At 46.3% G+C, this 17,798-nt stretch carries 10 protein-coding genes, 1 tRNA gene and 3 rRNA genes; 1 reads left to right on the top strand and 13 read right to left on the bottom strand.

Annotation, left to right across the window (positions count from 1 at the left end):
• Positions 1-31: 31 nt before the first annotated feature.
• Positions 32-1,168, bottom strand: coding sequence for an ABC transporter ATP-binding protein (locus tag AC04Q4_RS13365; protein ID WP_173737645.1), 1,137 nt, complete (start codon positions 1,166-1,168; stop codon positions 32-34).
• A gap of 658 nt (positions 1,169-1,826) precedes the next feature.
• Here AC04Q4_RS13365 and AC04Q4_RS13360 point away from each other — a divergent pair.
• Positions 1,827-2,414: a 50S ribosomal protein L25 gene (locus tag AC04Q4_RS13360; RefSeq protein WP_015525319.1), complete on the top strand. Its 588-nt coding sequence runs from the start codon at positions 1,827-1,829 to the stop codon at positions 2,412-2,414.
• Between the two features lie 125 nt (positions 2,415-2,539).
• Here AC04Q4_RS13360 and AC04Q4_RS13355 read toward each other — a convergent pair.
• From AC04Q4_RS13355 to AC04Q4_RS13300, 12 genes are all read right to left on the bottom strand, one after another.
• Positions 2,540-2,610 (bottom strand) — tRNA-Trp (locus tag AC04Q4_RS13355).
• A 118-nt stretch (positions 2,611-2,728) separates the two neighbouring features.
• Positions 2,729-5,617: ribosomal RNA gene (locus tag AC04Q4_RS13350) — 23S ribosomal RNA — on the bottom strand.
• A 332-nt stretch (positions 5,618-5,949) separates the two neighbouring features.
• Positions 5,950-6,067: ribosomal RNA gene (gene rrf, locus AC04Q4_RS13345) — 5S ribosomal RNA — on the bottom strand.
• A 60-nt stretch (positions 6,068-6,127) separates the two neighbouring features.
• Positions 6,128-7,657: ribosomal RNA gene (locus AC04Q4_RS13340) — 16S ribosomal RNA — on the bottom strand.
• The 16S, 23S and 5S rRNA genes sit together here with 1 tRNA gene alongside, the layout of an rRNA operon.
• A 487-nt stretch (positions 7,658-8,144) precedes the next feature.
• Entirely contained in the window at positions 8,145-9,551 is a 1,407-nt protein-coding gene (locus AC04Q4_RS13335) for an APC family permease (RefSeq protein ID WP_178774352.1), read from the bottom strand.
• Between the two features lie 144 nt (positions 9,552-9,695).
• Entirely contained in the window at positions 9,696-10,040 is a 345-nt protein-coding gene (locus AC04Q4_RS13330) for a P-II family nitrogen regulator (protein ID WP_059086394.1), read from the bottom strand.
• 178 nt (positions 10,041-10,218) lie between these two features.
• Positions 10,219-11,589 carry a putrescine aminotransferase gene (locus AC04Q4_RS13325; RefSeq protein ID WP_015526621.1) on the bottom strand — a complete coding sequence of 457 codons (1,371 nt, stop codon included), beginning with the start codon at positions 11,587-11,589 and terminating at the stop codon, positions 10,219-10,221.
• 240 nt (positions 11,590-11,829) lie between these two features.
• A complete protein-coding gene (locus AC04Q4_RS13320) occupies positions 11,830-12,579 on the bottom strand; it encodes an alpha/beta hydrolase family protein (protein ID WP_015526622.1) in 750 nt (249 codons plus the stop codon).
• 138 nt (positions 12,580-12,717) lie between these two features.
• On the bottom strand, positions 12,718-13,974 hold the full coding sequence (locus AC04Q4_RS13315) for a sugar ABC transporter substrate-binding protein (protein ID WP_015526623.1): 1,257 nt from the start codon (positions 13,972-13,974) through the stop codon (positions 12,718-12,720).
• 83 nt (positions 13,975-14,057) lie between these two features.
• Positions 14,058-15,083 carry an ABC transporter permease gene (locus AC04Q4_RS13310; protein ID WP_059086396.1) on the bottom strand — a complete coding sequence of 342 codons (1,026 nt, stop codon included), beginning with the start codon at positions 15,081-15,083 and terminating at the stop codon, positions 14,058-14,060.
• A complete protein-coding gene (locus tag AC04Q4_RS13305; RefSeq protein ID WP_015526625.1) occupies positions 15,080-16,120 on the bottom strand; it encodes an ABC transporter permease in 1,041 nt (346 codons plus the stop codon). Before AC04Q4_RS13305 ends, AC04Q4_RS13310 begins: the two co-directional genes overlap by 4 nt.
• On the bottom strand, positions 16,108-17,664 hold the full coding sequence (locus tag AC04Q4_RS13300; protein ID WP_015526626.1) for a sugar ABC transporter ATP-binding protein: 1,557 nt from the start codon (positions 17,662-17,664) through the stop codon (positions 16,108-16,110). Before AC04Q4_RS13300 ends, AC04Q4_RS13305 begins: the two co-directional genes overlap by 13 nt.
• Between the last annotated feature and the right edge of the window lie 134 nt (positions 17,665-17,798).

Here is a 17,798-nt window from a genome sequence, read left to right as displayed (position 1 = left end):
GCCTGTACTCAAGCTCTTCCGTGACATAAATTCATGGCACAAAAATATTTTCTTCTGTCTCCGGATCAAACACATGCGCCTTCTCCATATCAAAATACAGAGAAACCTTCTCCCCTACCTGTGTCTGATTTTCCGGACTTAAACGAACTGCCAGGGTTTTGCCCTGCTCATCAAAATAGAGGATCACTTCCGCTCCCAGCATCTCGCGGTTTACTACAGGCTCGTCTACATCTACGCTGTCATTTTCAATACCAAGCTTTTTCGCTTCATCCAGCTCGTAGATATCCTCCGGACGGATTCCCAGGATTACGTGTCTGCCGTTATATCTGTCTGCGATCTGTTTTCCTCTGGTTCCGTCCAGATAAACCTTTTTTACAGTTTTGGCATCGTCCAGAAGAAGAGCCGTGCGGTTATTTTCTTCTGCTTTCACCGTGCATCGGAAAAAGTTCATAGACGGAGAGCCGAGGAAGCCTGCTACAAAAAGATTTACCGGATTATCGTAAATGCTCTGCGGTGCGCCCACCTGCTGAATCAATCCATCTTTCATGACTACAATCTTTGTTCCAAGTGTCATGGCCTCTGTCTGATCGTGAGTTACATAAATAATGGTGGTGTCCAGCTGTTTATGTAATTTCACAAGCTCCACACGCATCTGAGCACGAAGCTTTGCATCCAGGTTGGAAAGGGGCTCATCCATAAGAAAGACTTTCGGTTTCCGGATAATTGCACTTCCGATGGCAACTCGCTGTTTCTGACCGCCGGAAAGAGCTGCCGGCCTCCGGTCAAGAAGCTGCTCGATCTCCAGGATCTTTGCCACCTCATGGACCTTTCTGTCGATCTCATCCTTCGGAAGCTTACGGATCTTCAGGGCGTATGCCATATTTCCGTAAACCGTCATATTCGGATATAAAGCATAGTTCTGGAACACCATGGACATTCCCCTCTCCTTCGGTTCCAGATAATTGGAAAGCTCACCGTCGATCCACAGCTCACCGTCTGTAATCTCCTCCAAACCTGCGATGATACGCAAAGTTGTGGATTTTCCACATCCGGACGGACCTACAAAGATCACAAACTCTTTATCATGTATATCAAGATTAAAATCCTTCACACCGTAATGCTCCGAATCAAATTGCTTACATACATTTCTAAGTGCAATTTCTGACATTACTTATCTCCTTTCTCTTCTCTCGCTCACATGTTATTTAGTATAGAAGTTTTCCGGATATTCAGATATCGTAGTTGGGATAAGGCTTTGTGAAGTGTATGTAAAATTGTTTCAGAAATTATATGCAATTCCGTTAAATTCTTTCTCCAGAGTAAAATTCCGGCTGCGTTTTTTCCGCGTCCGGACTCTGCTCGTTCTGTAATGCACAGATATTCTGCAGCATGTTGCTGTATTCTTTCTGCAAAACCTGACATTTTCCAACTGTAATCAGGTGTTCCACGTTACATTGTCGCCTTCCTGCATTTCCAGAACAGATGAAAAGGAGTATTCACATTTATCACTTATCTCTGTTCCAGATAAATAGCGATTTTTGAGCTTTTATGATCACTTAATTTGTGCAATTTTTCATGTTGTTTTATTTTTTTCTGTAAAATCTAAAATATACACTTCGTTTTTGTCTAATTTTACTCTTGAAGTTTTGCATATAAGTCAAACAATACAAAATATTGCTTTTAAATTTTCTAACTTTTTGTTAGCCACCTTTCACGAGAAGTGCTATAATAATCCCAGTCAGAAAAGAAATGCAGAATTCGTGTTACTGCGAACAGCGCGAACAGCAACATTACCGGAATCCATGCATCAGGAGGAGGAATTTGACATGATCACATTGAAAGCAGAGAAAAGAAACCCGAATGTAAAAGCTAAAAAATTAAGACGTGAGGGTTACGTCACAGGAATTCTTAGTGGAAAAGAAATGAAAGAGCCTGTAGCACTCCAGTTTGACGGTGCCGAGGCAGCGAAATTCATTAAAGCAAATAAAGAAGGTACACAGATTTATCTGGACATCGAAGGCGAGAAAGTTGATGCCCTGGTAAAGAACATTGATTATAATCCAATTGAAAAACAGCTGATGGCTCTGGATTTCCAGGCACTGGTAGCCGGTGAGAAGGTTTCCACAACAGTTGCTGTCAAACTGGAACATACAGATATGGTTCAGGGTATCGTTGAGCAGGAGATGGAAGAGATCCACTACAAAGCAGATCCGGCCAACCTTCTGGATACTATCGTTATCGACTTCAACGGCTATCCGGCAGATGTCCGTGACATCCACGTAAAAGACCTCCCGATCCCGGAAGGCAAACAGGTTCACTTTATCACACCTGAGGATGCAGTTGTTGTTCACATCGGTGAGTACGCAGCAGCTCCGGAAGAGGATGAGGATGCTGACGCTGACGCAGAAGCATAATATATATATATTAATGATTCAGGGGATTGCCAATTGGCAATCCCCTGGTTTTGTTTGTGTGACAGTAAAAATAAAGAAAAAGTCAGAAAACCTTGATTTTTCAAGATTTTCCGACTTTTAAATAGCAGGGGATGAGAGAATCGAACTCCCACCAAAGGTTTTGGAGACCCCTATCATACCATTTGACCAATCCCCTATATACAAGAAAAAGTGGCTGTTGGCCACAAATTCTTTTACATTGTACTCTCAAAACTACATACATGCTTTGTTGATGGTCAATCAAACTCTTTGAATCAATTCTTAACCTGCGTTTCTTGGTCAAGCCCTCACCCGATTAGTAACAGTCAGCTCCATGTGTTACCACACTTCCACCCCTGCCCTATCTACCTCGTCGTCTTCAAGGGGGTTTACTTCTAAAAGAATGGGATATCTCATCTTGAGGGGGGCTTCACGCTTAGATGCCTTCAGCGTTTATCCCTTCCGGACTTGGCTACCCGGCCATGGCTTTGGCAAGCCAACCGGTCCACCAGCGGTCCGTCCATCCCGGTCCTCTCGTACTAAGGACAGCTCCTCTCAGATATCCTACGCCCACGCCGGATAGGGACCGAACTGTCTCACGACGTTCTGAACCCAGCTCGCGTACCGCTTTAATGGGCGAACAGCCCAACCCTTGGGACCTACTACAGCCCCAGGATGCGATGAGCCGACATCGAGGTGCCAAACCACTCCGTCGATGTGAACTCTTGGGAGTGATAAGCCTGTTATCCCCAGGGTAGCTTTTATCCGTTGAGCGATGGCATTCCCACTTAATACCACCGGATCACTAAGCCCTACTTTCGTACCTGCTCCACCCGTCGGTGTCGCAGTCAAGCTCCCTTCTGCCTTTGCACTCTTCGAATGGTTTCCGTCCATTCTGAGGGAACCTTTGGGCGCCTCCGATACCCTTTCGGAGGCGACCGCCCCAGTCAAACTCCCCGCCTGGCATTGTCCCACCGCCGGATTACGGCGGCTGGTTAGAAGCCCAATATCACAAGGGTGGTATCCCAACAGCGGCTCCGCGGCAACTGACGTTACCGTTTCTCAGCCTCCCACCTATCCTGTACATGCAACACCGGACCCCAGTGCCAAACTGGAGTAAAGCTCCATGGGGTCTTTCCGTCCTGGCGCGGGTAGCCAGCATCTTCACTGGCACTTCAATTTCACCGGATGTATTGCCGAGACAGCGCTCAAATCATTACGCCTTTCGTGCGGGTCGGAACTTACCCGACAAGGAATTTCGCTACCTTAGGACCGTTATAGTTACGGCCGCCGTTTACTGGGGCTTAAATTCAAAGCTTCGACTTACGTCTGACCTCTCCTCTTAACCTTCCAGCACCGGGCAGGCGTCAGCCCATATACCTCACCTTTCGGTTTCGCATAGACCTGTGTTTTTGCTAAACAGTTGCTTGAGCCTATTCTCTGCGGCCTGCTCTCGCAGGCACCCCTTCTCCCTAAGTTACGGGGCCATTTTGCCGAGTTCCTTGGCAATACTTCTTCCGCCGGCCTTAGGATTCTCTCCTCATCCACCTGTGTCGGTTTACGGTACGGGTACAGTATAAACAATAGCGGCTTTTCTTGACGCATGGCTCACGGGCTTCGCTACTAAATTTCGCTCCACATCACGTCTTCCCATTGCATGGCGGATTTTCCTACCATACTGGTACCTCGCTTGTACCGGACTTTCCATTCCCGGCTCCCGCTCTCCTTACGTGTCCCCACAGTTCTGTTATACTGCAGTACAGGAATATCAACCTGTTGTCCATCGGCTACGGCTCCCGCCCTCACCTTAGGTCCCGACTCACCCAGGGCAGATCAGCTTTACCCTGGAAACCTTGGATATTCGGCCTAGAGGATTCCCACCTCTATCTCGCTACTCATTCCGGCATTCTCTCTTCTATACAGTCCACAGCTCCTTACGGTACTGCTTCTTCCCATATACAATGCTCCTCTACCAATCCTTTCGGATTCCTTAGTTTCGGTGGCGCGTTTCAGCCCCGGACATTTTCGGCGCAGGACCTCTCGACCAGTGAGCTATTACGCACTCTTTGAATGTATGGCTGCTTCTGAGCCAACATCCTGGTTGTCTTCGAAATCCCACATCCTTTTCCACTTAACGCGCACTTTGGGACCTTAACTGTAGGTCTGGGCTCTTTCCCTTTTGACCGCCCAACTTATCTCGTGCAGTCTGACTCCCGGTGATATCTACACGGCATTCGGAGTTTGATATTCTTCGGTAGGCTTTGACGCCCCCTAGGAAATTCAGTGCTCTACCTCCGCAAGACTCACACCGAGGCTAGCCCTAAAGCTATTTCGAGGAGAACCAGCTATCTCCGGGTTCGATTGGAATTTCTCCCCTATCCACACCTCATCCCCACCCTTTTCAACGGATGTGGGTTCGGTCCTCCACTACCTCTTACGGCAGCTTCAACCTGGACATGGATAGATCACCCGGTTTCGGGTCTACTCCTACTGACTTAAGGCCCTCTTAAGACTTGGTTTCCCTACGGCTCCACACCTGAAGTGCTTAACCTTGCCAGTAAGCGTAACTCGCCGGACCGTTCTACAAAAAGTACGCGGTTGTACATATAAAGTACTTCCACAGCTTGTAGACACAGGGTTTCAGGTTCTCTTTCACTCCCCTCCCGGGGTCCTTTTCACCTTTCCTTCACAGTACTATGCGCTATCGGTCACTAAGTAGTATTTAGCCTTAGGGGGTGGTCCCCCTTACTTCCCACAAGGTTCCTCGTGTCTCGTGGTACTCCGGATCCTGCTCAGTCAGCTTGGCTTTCACGTACGGGGCTTTCACCCTCTCCGGCCGGCTTTCCCAAAACCGTTCTGTTAACTTCGCTGAATCTTAAATGCAGTCCATGACCCCGGCATGCACGCACACCGGTTTAGGCTCCTCCGCGTTCGCTCGCCGCTACTTACGGAATCGATGTTTCTTTCTTTTCCTCCGGGTACTTAGATGTTTCAGTTCCCCGGGTTCCCTTCCATACGTTATGGATTGGCGTATGGATGCATGAGGTCTTCTCATGCGGGTTTCCCCATTCAGAAATCTCCGGATCACGGGATATTTGCTCCTCCCCGAAGCTTTTCGCAGCTTATCACGTCTTTCATCGGCTCTTAGTGCCAAGGCATCCGCCCTGTGCCCTTATTGCTTGACCTTTCGCTTCATCACCCTAGCGTAGGTGATGCGGTCTCTTTCTTGATTCTCTGTCTTCCGATACTCACGTATCTTCCGACATGTGTTTGATTACTCTGTTCATAACAGATAAATCGATGTCTTCCTATCTTTGCGTTTGCATTAATTTCTTAATACTTTGCGTTTAAGGATATTTGATTAACTTAATCAAATTTCATGTATGCAGTTTTCAAGGTACAATGCTGACTGATGTTTTATCAGCCATCAGAACTCACAAACTGTTTTTGTAAACTCTGATCACTGGTAAAACCAGCTTTTATTCTCATCAGGATCTCTCCTGTTTTTCTTTTTTTGATCTGGCGCCCACCTGCTCTCCCACACCGTCTCCAGTGCAGTACCATCGGCCGATTGGGTCTTAACCGTCGTGTTCGGGATGGGAACGGGTGTGTCCCCCAACCGCATCGGCACCAGAAATCTTTCAGCTTGATAGCTAAACAGTAAAACACATTTCTTTTCTCTACTTTTTCCTTAGAAAGGAGGTGATCCAGCCGCACCTTCCGATACGGCTACCTTGTTACGACTTCACCCCAGTCATCGGTCCCGCCTTCGGCAGCTCCTCCCTTGCGGTTAGGTCACTGACTTCGGGCGTTACTGACTCCCATGGTGTGACGGGCGGTGTGTACAAGACCCGGGAACGTATTCACCGCGGCATTCTGATCCGCGATTACTAGCGATTCCAGCTTCATGTAGTCGAGTTGCAGACTACAATCCGAACTGGGACGTTATTTTTGGGATTTGCTTACCCTCGCAGGCTCGCTTCCCTTTGTTTACGCCATTGTAGCACGTGTGTAGCCCAAATCATAAGGGGCATGATGATTTGACGTCATCCCCGCCTTCCTCCAGGTTATCCCTGGCAGTCTCCACAGAGTGCCCATCTTAAATGCTGGCTACTGAGGATAGGGGTTGCGCTCGTTGCGGGACTTAACCCAACATCTCACGACACGAGCTGACGACAACCATGCACCACCTGTCACCTCTGCTCCGAAGAGAAGACTCGGTTAAGAGTCGGTCAGAGGGATGTCAAGACTTGGTAAGGTTCTTCGCGTTGCTTCGAATTAAACCACATGCTCCACCGCTTGTGCGGGTCCCCGTCAATTCCTTTGAGTTTCATTCTTGCGAACGTACTCCCCAGGTGGAATGCTTAATGCGTTTGCGGCGGCACCGAAGAGCTTTGCTCCCCGACACCTAGCATTCATCGTTTACCGCGTGGACTACCAGGGTATCTAATCCTGTTTGCTCCCCACGCTTTCGAGCCTCAACGTCAGTTACCGTCCAGTAAGCCGCCTTCGCCACTGGTGTTCCTCCTAATATCTACGCATTTCACCGCTACACTAGGAATTCCGCTTACCTCTCCGGCACTCAAGACGGGCAGTTTCCAATGCAGTCCCGGGGTTGAGCCCCAGCCTTTCACATCAGACTTGTCCATCCGTCTACGCTCCCTTTACACCCAGTAAATCCGGATAACGCTTGCCCCCTACGTATTACCGCGGCTGCTGGCACGTAGTTAGCCGGGGCTTCTTAGTCAGGTACCGTCAATCTCTTCCCTGCTGATAGAAGTTTACATACCGAGATACTTCTTCCTTCACGCGGCGTCGCTGCATCAGGGTTTCCCCCATTGTGCAATATTCCCCACTGCTGCCTCCCGTAGGAGTCTGGGCCGTGTCTCAGTCCCAATGTGGCCGTTCACCCTCTCAGGCCGGCTATGGATCGTCGCCTTGGTAGGCCGTTACCCTGCCAACAAGCTAATCCAACGCGGGTCCATCTTATACCACCGGAGTTTTTCACACGGAGCCATGCAGCTCTGTGCGCTTATGCGGTATTAGCAGCCATTTCTGACTGTTATCCCCCTGTATAAGGCAGGTTACCCACGCGTTACTCACCCGTCCGCCACTAGAATTAAATCATATCGACCGAAGTTTCAATAAAGTAATTCCCGTTCGACTTGCATGTGTTAAGCACGCCGCCAGCGTTCATCCTGAGCCAGGATCAAACTCTCTGATAAAATGTTTGATTCATTTACTCAAGACAACCGTTTGGCTATCTCTCGTTTTACTGCTTTTGGTTTGTTTAAACCGTTCTTTAAATAAATGTAAAGAAATTTTCGAGAATCGTATGTGTTTCACTGTTTAGTTATCAAGGTTTTTTGTGTCTGTCTCTCAGACAGCTCGTTTATTTTATCTCATCTCTTTTTGTTTGTCAAGCACTTTTTTAAGTTTTTTTCAAACATTTTCGAGTTAAGATTTTGTTGTCGTTTCGTTGACGACTTGGATACTTTATCATATCTTCTGTCTTTTGTCAACTATGATTTTCATTTTTCTGAAATTCTTTTTAATTGTTTGTTTTTCAAAAACAATTATTTGCGACAGCTCAGTTATAATACCACTGGGAGTTATGCTTGTCAACCATAAAATTCAATTTTTTTAAAATATTTCGTTTATCTCGTTTATTAAGAAAGACGCTGCCAATAAAAGCAGCGTCCTTCCACCACACTATCTCCAAATCCCCTTTCTCTTCCGGATCGTATAAAACAACTCATTCTCCATCGCCATAACCTTCTGGATCGGCACACTCTTAAACACCGGCATCTTCATCCTGGTCCTGATCCACCAGAAAGAATAAACCGCCAGAACCACAAAAGTGATCACCACAACCAGCCAGATCATATTCCGCTCCACCGGATCAGAAGAAATATTCAGGATCATATAACACGTCCCCGCAATACCAACAAGCGGAAACACCGGCCCACCAGGAACCCTGAAGCTCCTCGGCACCTTCGGCATCCGCTTTCTCAGAATCAGCACATCCACATGCGCCAGCACATAAGAAATCATCCAGAACACCGAACCCACCAGGATCAGGAACGAAATAATGGAAGAAGAATCATTACTGATCAGTGCAAAAATAAAAATCGTCACACTGACAAATACAACGCCAAACCAGGGAACCCCGTGCTTATTCGTCTTCGCAAAAATCCTCGGCATCATATTCATCTTCGCCATCCCCTGGCAGATACTCGCCAGACCATTCACCGTAGAATTCTGCGTACTCACAACTGCAAGCGCAGCCACCAAAGTCATCCAGATCTTACCTGCACTGCCAAGAAGATTTTCTCCGTAAAGCAGATGCGGAGCCGGGGAATCCATAAGCTCCTGCCATGGCGTATAATTATGAAAACCAAACACCATTATCGACTGCACACCACAGATCAGAGCAAGACCTATGATCATACCAAGAGGAACATTCCTCTTCGCATTCTTAACACTCTTGGAAACCGGGATCACATACTCCGCCCCGATAAACAGCCAGAACGCCGTAGCTGTAGCAGAAAACAGCTCCGAAGGCTTCGTGGCCATTGTATACGGCTGCGAAACCACCTGCCCTGTCCCCAGCTTAAGCATACCGATCAGTCCCATGATGATCATGGAACCAACCAGAAGAAACGCGACCAGATCCTGGATCTTTGCAAACATATCCACACCACGAAGATTTGCGATCATGATCACAATGGTCATGATCAGCGTATACGCAATACTGGGAACCGGCAGCTTGATCGTCTGCGCCATCGCATAGGAAAAAATCGAAGCCTCCACACCAGAGGACAAAATATTACAGAGCAGATAACCGCCCACCATGGAGATCAGCGTGGGAAAAGGCCCCAGACATGCCAGCGTATACTGCGCCAGGCCACCCGTCGTATTCGGCATAATGGCATTCAACTCCGAAAGCGAAGCCACCGTAGTCATATTCAAAAGACACGCAATAATCATGGAAAAAATAAACACAACACCAACCGTACCTGCACCCTGCCCCAGTGAGACCAGACAGCTGGTGGCAATGACCAACCCTACTGATATAGATACAACACTTCCCAGCCCTAATTTCTTATCTTCACTCATAATCCCAGTCACCTCCCAATAAGTCAGACGGATATTCGCGATCCGCATTCGTTTAGCAGCCCAAAACAGACAACATAGAAATAGGCGAAGTTCCGCTTTATCTGCGGACACCCTCGCCTGCCATCACGATTCTCTGCTTACCCTTTACAGAGCATCTACACCTTCATCACCCGTTCTTACACGGATCACATTATCAATATCGTAGATAAAAATTTTGCCATCGCCAATATGCCCGGTATAAAGCTCATGCTTGATCACTTCCACAATCTTATCCACCTGCTCCTTTTTTACCACAACACTGATCTGCTGTTTGGGAAGGAGCTCCATCTCGTAATTTTCATCCACCTCGTACTCACGGGTACCTTTTTCAACGCCACATCCAAGCACCTGCATAACAGTCATACCTCTGACACCGGCTTTACTAAGTGCAGATTTCAGGCTGGAAAATTTTGCAAGGCTTGTGATGACTTCTATTCTGCATAAGCTCATCTTATAATATCATCCCTTTCTGAAAAAATACATTGATCATTAACTCAGATATTCACGTCTATCTCTGCAGCATATCCATCAATATAAATGCTTTGTAATTCATTCAGAAAAGGCATCAGCCCAGCTAAGCCGATGCCTTTCCGCATAAAAAATACTCTCTGTAAAATTCTGTCTTATCTTATACATTAAGTTCTTTCTTTGTATCAGCAAGAGCCTCGTCCATTCTGGAGATAACATCCTTGATATCCTGTTCGGAGATAACAGCTGTAGGCTCGAAACGGATGGTTTTCGCATTAACAAGAGTACCGGCTGTCATGACGCGTCTTGCAAACAGACCCTTTGCAGTCTCATAACCAAGCTCACATGTATGGAACTCAACTGCAAGCATAAGACCTGTACCACGAACCTCCTGGATGATCTCAGGATATTTTTCTGCAAGGCTCTGAAGTCCTGCTTTCAGGATCTCACCTTTACTTTTGCAGACACCCGGGATATCATTTTCAAGCATATATTTGATAGTTGCGATAGCTGCTGCACAGCATACCGGGTTTCCGCCAAATGTAGGAGAGCCAAGAAGCCATGGGTTGTCGATCAGATCCTGAACCCACATCTTCGGTTTACAGATGATACCTGTGATCGGCATGATACCACCGCCGAAAGCTTTACCATATGTCATGATATCCGGTGTAACGCCCTCTGCCTCACATCTCCACATTGTGCCGGTACGTCCCATACCTGTCTGGATTTCATCAAAGATCAGCGCCACACCTGTCTCATCACAGATCTCACGAACCTCCTGAAGGTATCCTGCCGGAGGAACGATAACGCCAGCCTCGCCCTGGATCGGCTCAAGGATCACACCGGCAACCTTCTCTCCAACTGCCTGAAGGTTCTTGATCGCTTTTCTTACATCATCTGCAATACCATACTGCACATGCTGTACCTGCTGTACCATCGGAATATAAGGAGTACGGTATGTACTTTTACCACCCATGGAGATTGCGCCCATGCTCTTGCCATGGAAAGCACCTACTGTGGAAATGAACCATCTTCCGCCGGTTGCGATACGTGCAAGCTTCAGAGCCATCTCAACGGCCTCTGCACCGCCGTTTGTGAAGAAGCAGTACTGCAGGTCGCCAGGTGTGATATCTGCAAGTGCTTTTGCAAGATATCCACGAAGCGGATCAAGAAGCTCCTGAGAATGAAGTGCCTGATGATCAAGCTGCGCTTTTACGGTTTTCAGAATCTCCGGATTTCTGTGACCACAGGTGTAAATACCGAAGCCGCCAAGACAGTCGATAAATTTTTCTCCGTTCAGTCCATAGCAGTAAGCTCCTTCATCCTGCCACTCAAGAACTGCACCCTGCTCAGAGTCAGAAGAAACAGATTTACGGTATTTCAGCCAGCCCGGGCTTACATAGTTGTCAAAATGATCGATGGTATCTGCCACCATCTGTTTTTTCTCCTCTGCCGGAATATCTTTCATATCTGTGTTGATCAGTCCGATCACTCTATCAAGATCTTTGATTACCTGTTCGCTCTTTGCCATAATACATTCCCTCTCTTTCTGAAAATCATCCCGCGATCTGCCTCTGCATCCTGCGTTCATTCTGGTAAAAAAACAGGCGCATTCGCTGTATTTCTACAACAAATGCGCCTTTGCATTTCGTTTAATTGTTTTTTGAATTGCCTATATTGTACCCCGGTCAGCCAATGTGTACAATTCTTAATTTCTGGCTGTTTATGATTAGTTTCTGGTAGACATACTTGTTTTTAAGTATATCTCTTCTCAGTTTCTCTCGAAATTATCTGCAATATACTCTACGATCGGTGCAGGATCTTCCAGACTGTGCGGATGATGGTCACAGTCCGGTTTTACGATCACTTTGATCTGGCCGCCGTTTTCCTCATAATATCTGGCCAGATTGGCACCGTTTTCCTGATAAGGCACAACACTGTCAACCGCACCCGCTACCAGCATGATCCTGATCCCCGCTTTAAGAAGCTGAGGCATTTTGTCCAGAGGATTCCCCCTAAACTCCAGGGCATTCTCATCTGTGAGATGATAAACTGCCTTACACTCTTCCCATTCTTTCGAATAACGCTCACTTGCTCCATATCCTCCCGGCCAGCTCGTCACATTCATAACCGGCGCATCCAGATACAGCGTGGAGATCGTTTCAGGATTTTTCACCGTATAATTGACAGAATAAAGACCGCCCCGGCTGAAGCCGAAAAGATCTGCTTTTTTATTAAGGCCTTCTTCCTCTGTGATATACTGATAAAACATTTCCATAAGGCTTATGGATTCCGGGCATCCGTACATGTCGCTGATCATCATATATGCAATATGCCAGCCTTTTTCAAGAAGTGCTCTGTCTGCATAATCAAAAGCTCCGAAAAACTCTGCGCGCCATACCCATGGTTTTCCCGGATGCACTTCTTTCGGCATGACCAGGATACACTCATGGCCATCCAGTTTAAAATCCTTTCTCTGATATCCTTCCCATTCGGAGATCCTAACTTCTTCTGCTTTCATCCCATTACCTCCATTATTCATGCCCACACAAGCCACTGCTGCATAAGCTCTTCACAATCCACAGTTTGAAAATGCCGCCTCCCTCAAAGGAGACGGCATCCAGACATCCGCATCAGCAGACATGTTTATTCTTTTTTATTACCACTGGCACGGCTCAAAGTCTGCTGTGTTCTCAGAAGTAACAACGTCTGTTCTCAGATAGTTTACACGGTTTACATCAATGCCACAGAACCACTCGGAGATTGTACGAACTGCAAGACCAGCATCACCCTGGCAGGTCTGATAGGACATACCATAAAGTTTTCCGTCTTTTACAAGATCAAGACCCTGTTTGGAGATACCAGCTGCAACGATTACGATATCGTCACGTCCTGCTGCCTCGCAAGCCTCAGCTGCACCGATCGCCTGGTCAGAGTCATCTGCAAGAACGATAGCATTTAATTTATCGCCATATTTTGTGATCCAGTCGGATACAACCTGTTTAACCTTGGAAGCCTCAAATCCAGGAGACTGGATATCAAGTGTCTCGATATCCGGATATTTCTCAGCAAGCTCTGTCATAGGTCCATAGCAGCGTGCATAGTAAGGAGATCCACCTACGTTATGTGTAATGTAAGCAACTCCTCCTTTGCCTTCCATCTTCTCGCCAAGCATATCGGCAAGTGTTCTCATCTGGTACCAGTCATTCGGGCCAGTGTAGGAAATGATGTAGTTCATAGCTTCTGCTTCTGGTGTTGTATTTACACAGAATGCCGGGATTCCAGCGTCTGTGATCTTCTTGAACTGCTGTGTTGCATGGTCAGCGGAAAGCGGAATCAATGCGATTGCATCCGGATGCTCGTTGATCGCCTGGTCAATGTAGCTGTCCTGATTTCCCTGATCCCAGTTTGGATCATAAACAGTTACTTCCATTCCGACTGCATCACATGCTTTCTGGAAAGCCTCTGTGTAGCATGTTGTCCAGGCATGTGCACCATGAACGATCAGGATAACTTTTTTGCCTTCCTGTCCATCTGCCGGTGACTCCGGGAATTTTGCATCATTTGCCTCGTCCCAGTCAAGATACTCTTTGTAATGCCAGTGATTGGCATCTGTCTCTTCGTAATTGTCTTCACAATATGCAGCATCTCCGTCTACTTCCGGAACATCGAAGCTAAGCGGTGCTTCCATCATGAGATGGTCATCTGTTGTTTTTAATGTTTTTTCTGCTTCCTGCAGTTTGTCGTAAGAATCTTTTGCAGCGTCAGGAACTTCTACTGCTTCCTCTTCTGCACTCTCATCACTTGCCTCTGCCTCAGTTGCCTGGGCGTCTGTGTTCTCCTCTGCAAATGCTACAGACCCCGTACCTAACAACATAGCACCACATAACAGAACCGCCAGTCTCTTTTTCATCATGTTTTCTTCCTCCTATACCTTATATAGTTTTTATTTTATTAAAAGCTCCCTCCGCTTTTAATTCCCCCTATTATTTTCGTTACTTATTTTGCACCTTTCATCTCTTTGAGATGTTCCAGATGAAGATTCGGACGACGTCCAAGGATCTTATCTTTATTGTATTTTGCAACTGTCTCATAGATCAGGCAAAGCACAAGTGCTGCACCGATAACCAGTACCTGAAGCTCTGTGGATTTACAGAGAGATTTCAGGAACGCGATCATCAGAAGAGAAATGTAGGTCCAGCCTACGCTTCCTTTGCCGCCGTAGATATCTGTTCCACCGATAACAGTTGCTGTAAATGCCATATAGAAAGGTGAGATTCCTTTTTCACCCATGGTTACATTCGCCGCGCCGGAATAGATTCCGTTCAATGCTCCGCCAAGTCCTGCTGCAAGTCCGGAAATGATAAATGCTGCTATTACAACACGGTCACTGTGGATACCTGCAAGCCATGCTGTCTCTGCATTACCACCTACCATATGGATATTTCTTCCAAGTCTTGTGTAACGAAGAATTACAATTACCAGGATTACAAAAAGTGTTGTGATAATAAAGTACGTTGAGAATGGAAGAAATGGAAGCAGCTGATTATTCAGCTTCTCATTCAGATCATAATCTCTTCCGATACTCAGCTCACTTCCGTTACAGTACACATACATGATTCCCTTGAGAACCAGCTGCATACCGATACTTGCGATAAATGCGTGGATCTTCAGCTTTGTAACAAGCAGTCCCATGATCAGGCCGTTTACAACACCCATCAGAGCACCGATGAGAATGCAGATTGCCCACGGAAGCTTTTGGTTGCTGTGAAGCCCAAGTGTAAGAAGTGCTGCAAAGGTTGACATGTACATAACTGTCATATCCATATGCCCTGCAATGAGGACGATAGTAAATCCAAGTCCCAGCCAGATAACAAGACTTCCGTTACCTGTTACTGCCCGGATATTGTAGGCTGTATAGAAATTGTCCACAAACAGTCCACAGAAAAGTACGATCGCAAGTAATAAAAATGCGCGGTTTTTGTTGATCATTGCTGCATTCAGCTTAAATTTCTTCTCCATCATGCTTTACCCAACTTTCTGTTTGAATGTGTGTTTAACCATACGATGAACAGGAATACGATACCCTGGACAAGATACTTGGTGTATGTCCCAAGACCGATCCAGGAAAGAATATTGTTGAGGATACCATAAGCAAGAACACCACCGAAGGTTCCAACAATACTTCCTTTTCCACCGTTCAGGGAAACGCCACCCAGAAGGATCGCAGTCAGAGCATCAAAATCATAACCGGTTCCGTTTTCGTAGGAAGCACATTTTCTGAGAGCTGCATAAAAGATACCAGCTGTTGCGCTGCAGAGACCATTGATCACATATGCGATAATGATCTGTTTTGTACAGTTGATTCCTGAAAATTTCGCTACCTCATAATTGGTACCGATGATCTTCAGTTTCTGTCCGAATGCTGTTTTTGTGTGAATCACCCATGAGATCACAAACATAACCAGCATAACGATTGCCATCAGGGAGATTGCTCCACCGATATAGGTTCTGGAAATCGCGTAAAACTTTTCAGCAGATGACTGCATGCTCTCTTTCGCGATATCCTCTGCGTAGAGCATTTTTCCCTGCCATACTACTCGTATGACACCGGATATCAAAAGATTTACCGCCAGTGTCCAGATGATGGCGTTGGCTCTCATCTTACCGATCATGAAACCGTTGATCAGACCGATCAGGGCACCTGCAAGAAGTCCTGCAATAATAGATCCCACAAAACCGAAGTTAATGCACTGTACTGCCATAACTCCGCCGAATGCCATTGTGATCGGCACAGACATATCGGTCATGTTTCCTGAATATGTAACGTAGAACAGTCCTGCACAGACCATACCGGTCAGGGCTACTGCTTCCAGAATAGACTGGATATTACTTTTTCCGAAGAACTGTCCTTTCGAAATGATCATTCCCAGAATGATAAGTCCTGCAACAATGATCCAGATGCCAAGCTGATTAAAGATCAGGCTGGCTTTGTTGATCTCTGTTTTTCTTGTATCTACCTTTGGAGCGGCAGTATTTCCATTTTTATTTACTTCTGACATGATACGAACTCTCCCTCCCCATTAGCTGCAATCAGTATTGAATTTTCCGTCATATCTTTTTTCCGGATCATTCCGATCGTATGTCCTTCACGTAAGATCACTGCTCTGTCTGCAAGTCCCACAACTTCCGGAAGGTCAGAAGAAAGAAGAATTACGGAATTGCCTTTTGATACATAATCCTTAACTACATTATGGATAACCTGCTTGGCATTAACATCAACACCTCGTGTAGGTTCATCCAGGATCAGGATATCAACACCAGCTGCCAGCCATTTGGCCATCAGCACCTTCTGCTGGTTTCCACCGGAGAAGCTGTTTACCAGACGGTCTCTGTCTGCCGGATAAACGCTCATCTCATTGATCTTCTCATCAATCAGTCCGTTCAGTTTCTTCTGGTTGTAGAAAATACCGTTGGAATTCCGATCGATAATACAGGAGGTCACATTATCACCAACTGTCTGGTTCAGTGCCAGACCTACGACTTTTCGATCCTCTGTCAGATATCCAAGTCCTCCGGCGATAGCTTCTCCGAAGTTCCTGAAATGTGTCTCTTTTCCATGTATATAGACTTTTCCACCATCGGCCTTATCCACACCGATCAGTGCTCTTGCGATCTCTGTTCTTCCTGCCCCGGCCAGTCCGCAGATAGCAAGTACTTCACCCTTATGAAGCTCGAAGTTTACATGATGGAAAAATCCCCAGTGTGTATAATCTTCAACCTTCAGTACAACTTCATCCTGTACCATGGATTTATGGTTCTCATAGAAATTCTTTACAGGAGTTCCTACCATCATCTCAACCAGCTTGTCCGGATTCGTATCAGCTACTGCACAGGAGCCTACCAGCTTACCATCTCGCATAACTGTAACATTGTCTGCGATCTCAAAGATCTCTGCCAGGTGATGGGAAATATAAACCACTGCAAGCCCCTCTGCCTTCAGCTGACGGATGATCTTGTAAAGGCGTTCAACCTCGTCGCTGGAAAGAGCGGATGTGGGCTCATCCATAACAATAATGGATGGATTAAAGCCAAGAGTTTTCGCAATCTCGACAAGCTGTGCTTCGCACTGGCTGATTTCAGAAACATCCATAGTCGGATCAATATAATCCAGTCCCACTCTTGCAAGAAGTTTCTTTGACTCCTCAATTGCTTTCTTCTTATCTACAAAAATACCTTTCTTCGGAAGTCTTCCCACCAGAAGATTCTCATAAATGGAAATTCTTCTTGCAAGAGAAAGTTCCTGATATACCATTCCGATTCCTGCTTCCTTGGCCATTGTCGGGGAATGGAGAAGTTTCTTCTCTCCGTTAATGTAGATATCTCCTGTATAGTCATTAAACAAACCGTTCAGCATTTTCATCAGAGTTGATTTTCCCGCACCATTCTCTCCCATCAGAGCATGCACTTCACCTTTTTTCACACGGAAATCTACCTTATCAACAGCCAGTGTACCTGGAAAACGTTTTGAAACCTTCTGCATATCCAGAGCGTATGTCTGTCCCGTGCTGTTTACTCCACTGCTCATATTTATCTCCTTTCCCATGAATGACACCTCCGCCAATGTCAGTTCACCTTTCTGAGTAACAAATCCGATCATTACGAAGTATTTATTAGTATAATAAGAAAAACCGATGAAAATTGAAATTCAATTTTTTCATCGGTTTAGTCTTATTTTTC

It is taken from the genome of Blautia sp. HA8986 (assembly GCF_056504635.1).
This window is presented reverse-complemented; position numbering and strand designations above follow the sequence as displayed.

What these genes read in the sequence shown, in the direction of transcription:
- AC04Q4_RS13315 (WP_015526623.1), bottom strand. Translation starts at nt 13,974, where the DNA reads ATGATGAAAAAGAGACTGGCGGTTCTGTTATGTGGTGCTATGTTGTTA.
- AC04Q4_RS13325 (WP_015526621.1), bottom strand. Translation starts at nt 11,589, where the DNA reads ATGGCAAAGAGCGAACAGGTAATCAAAGATCTTGATAGAGTGATCGGA.
- AC04Q4_RS13365 (WP_173737645.1), bottom strand. Translation starts at nt 1,168, where the DNA reads ATGTCAGAAATTGCACTTAGAAATGTATGTAAGCAATTTGATTCGGAG.
- AC04Q4_RS13300 (WP_015526626.1), bottom strand. Translation starts at nt 17,664, where the DNA reads ATGGGAAAGGAGATAAATATGAGCAGTGGAGTAAACAGCACGGGACAG.
- AC04Q4_RS13305 (WP_015526625.1), bottom strand. Translation starts at nt 16,120, where the DNA reads ATGTCAGAAGTAAATAAAAATGGAAATACTGCCGCTCCAAAGGTAGAT.
- AC04Q4_RS13360 (WP_015525319.1), top strand. Translation starts at nt 1,827, where the DNA reads ATGATCACATTGAAAGCAGAGAAAAGAAACCCGAATGTAAAAGCTAAA.
- AC04Q4_RS13330 (WP_059086394.1), bottom strand. Translation starts at nt 10,040, where the DNA reads ATGAGCTTATGCAGAATAGAAGTCATCACAAGCCTTGCAAAATTTTCC.
- AC04Q4_RS13335 (WP_178774352.1), bottom strand. Translation starts at nt 9,551, where the DNA reads ATGAGTGAAGATAAGAAATTAGGGCTGGGAAGTGTTGTATCTATATCA.
- AC04Q4_RS13320 (WP_015526622.1), bottom strand. Translation starts at nt 12,579, where the DNA reads ATGAAAGCAGAAGAAGTTAGGATCTCCGAATGGGAAGGATATCAGAGA.
- AC04Q4_RS13310 (WP_059086396.1), bottom strand. Translation starts at nt 15,083, where the DNA reads ATGATGGAGAAGAAATTTAAGCTGAATGCAGCAATGATCAACAAAAAC.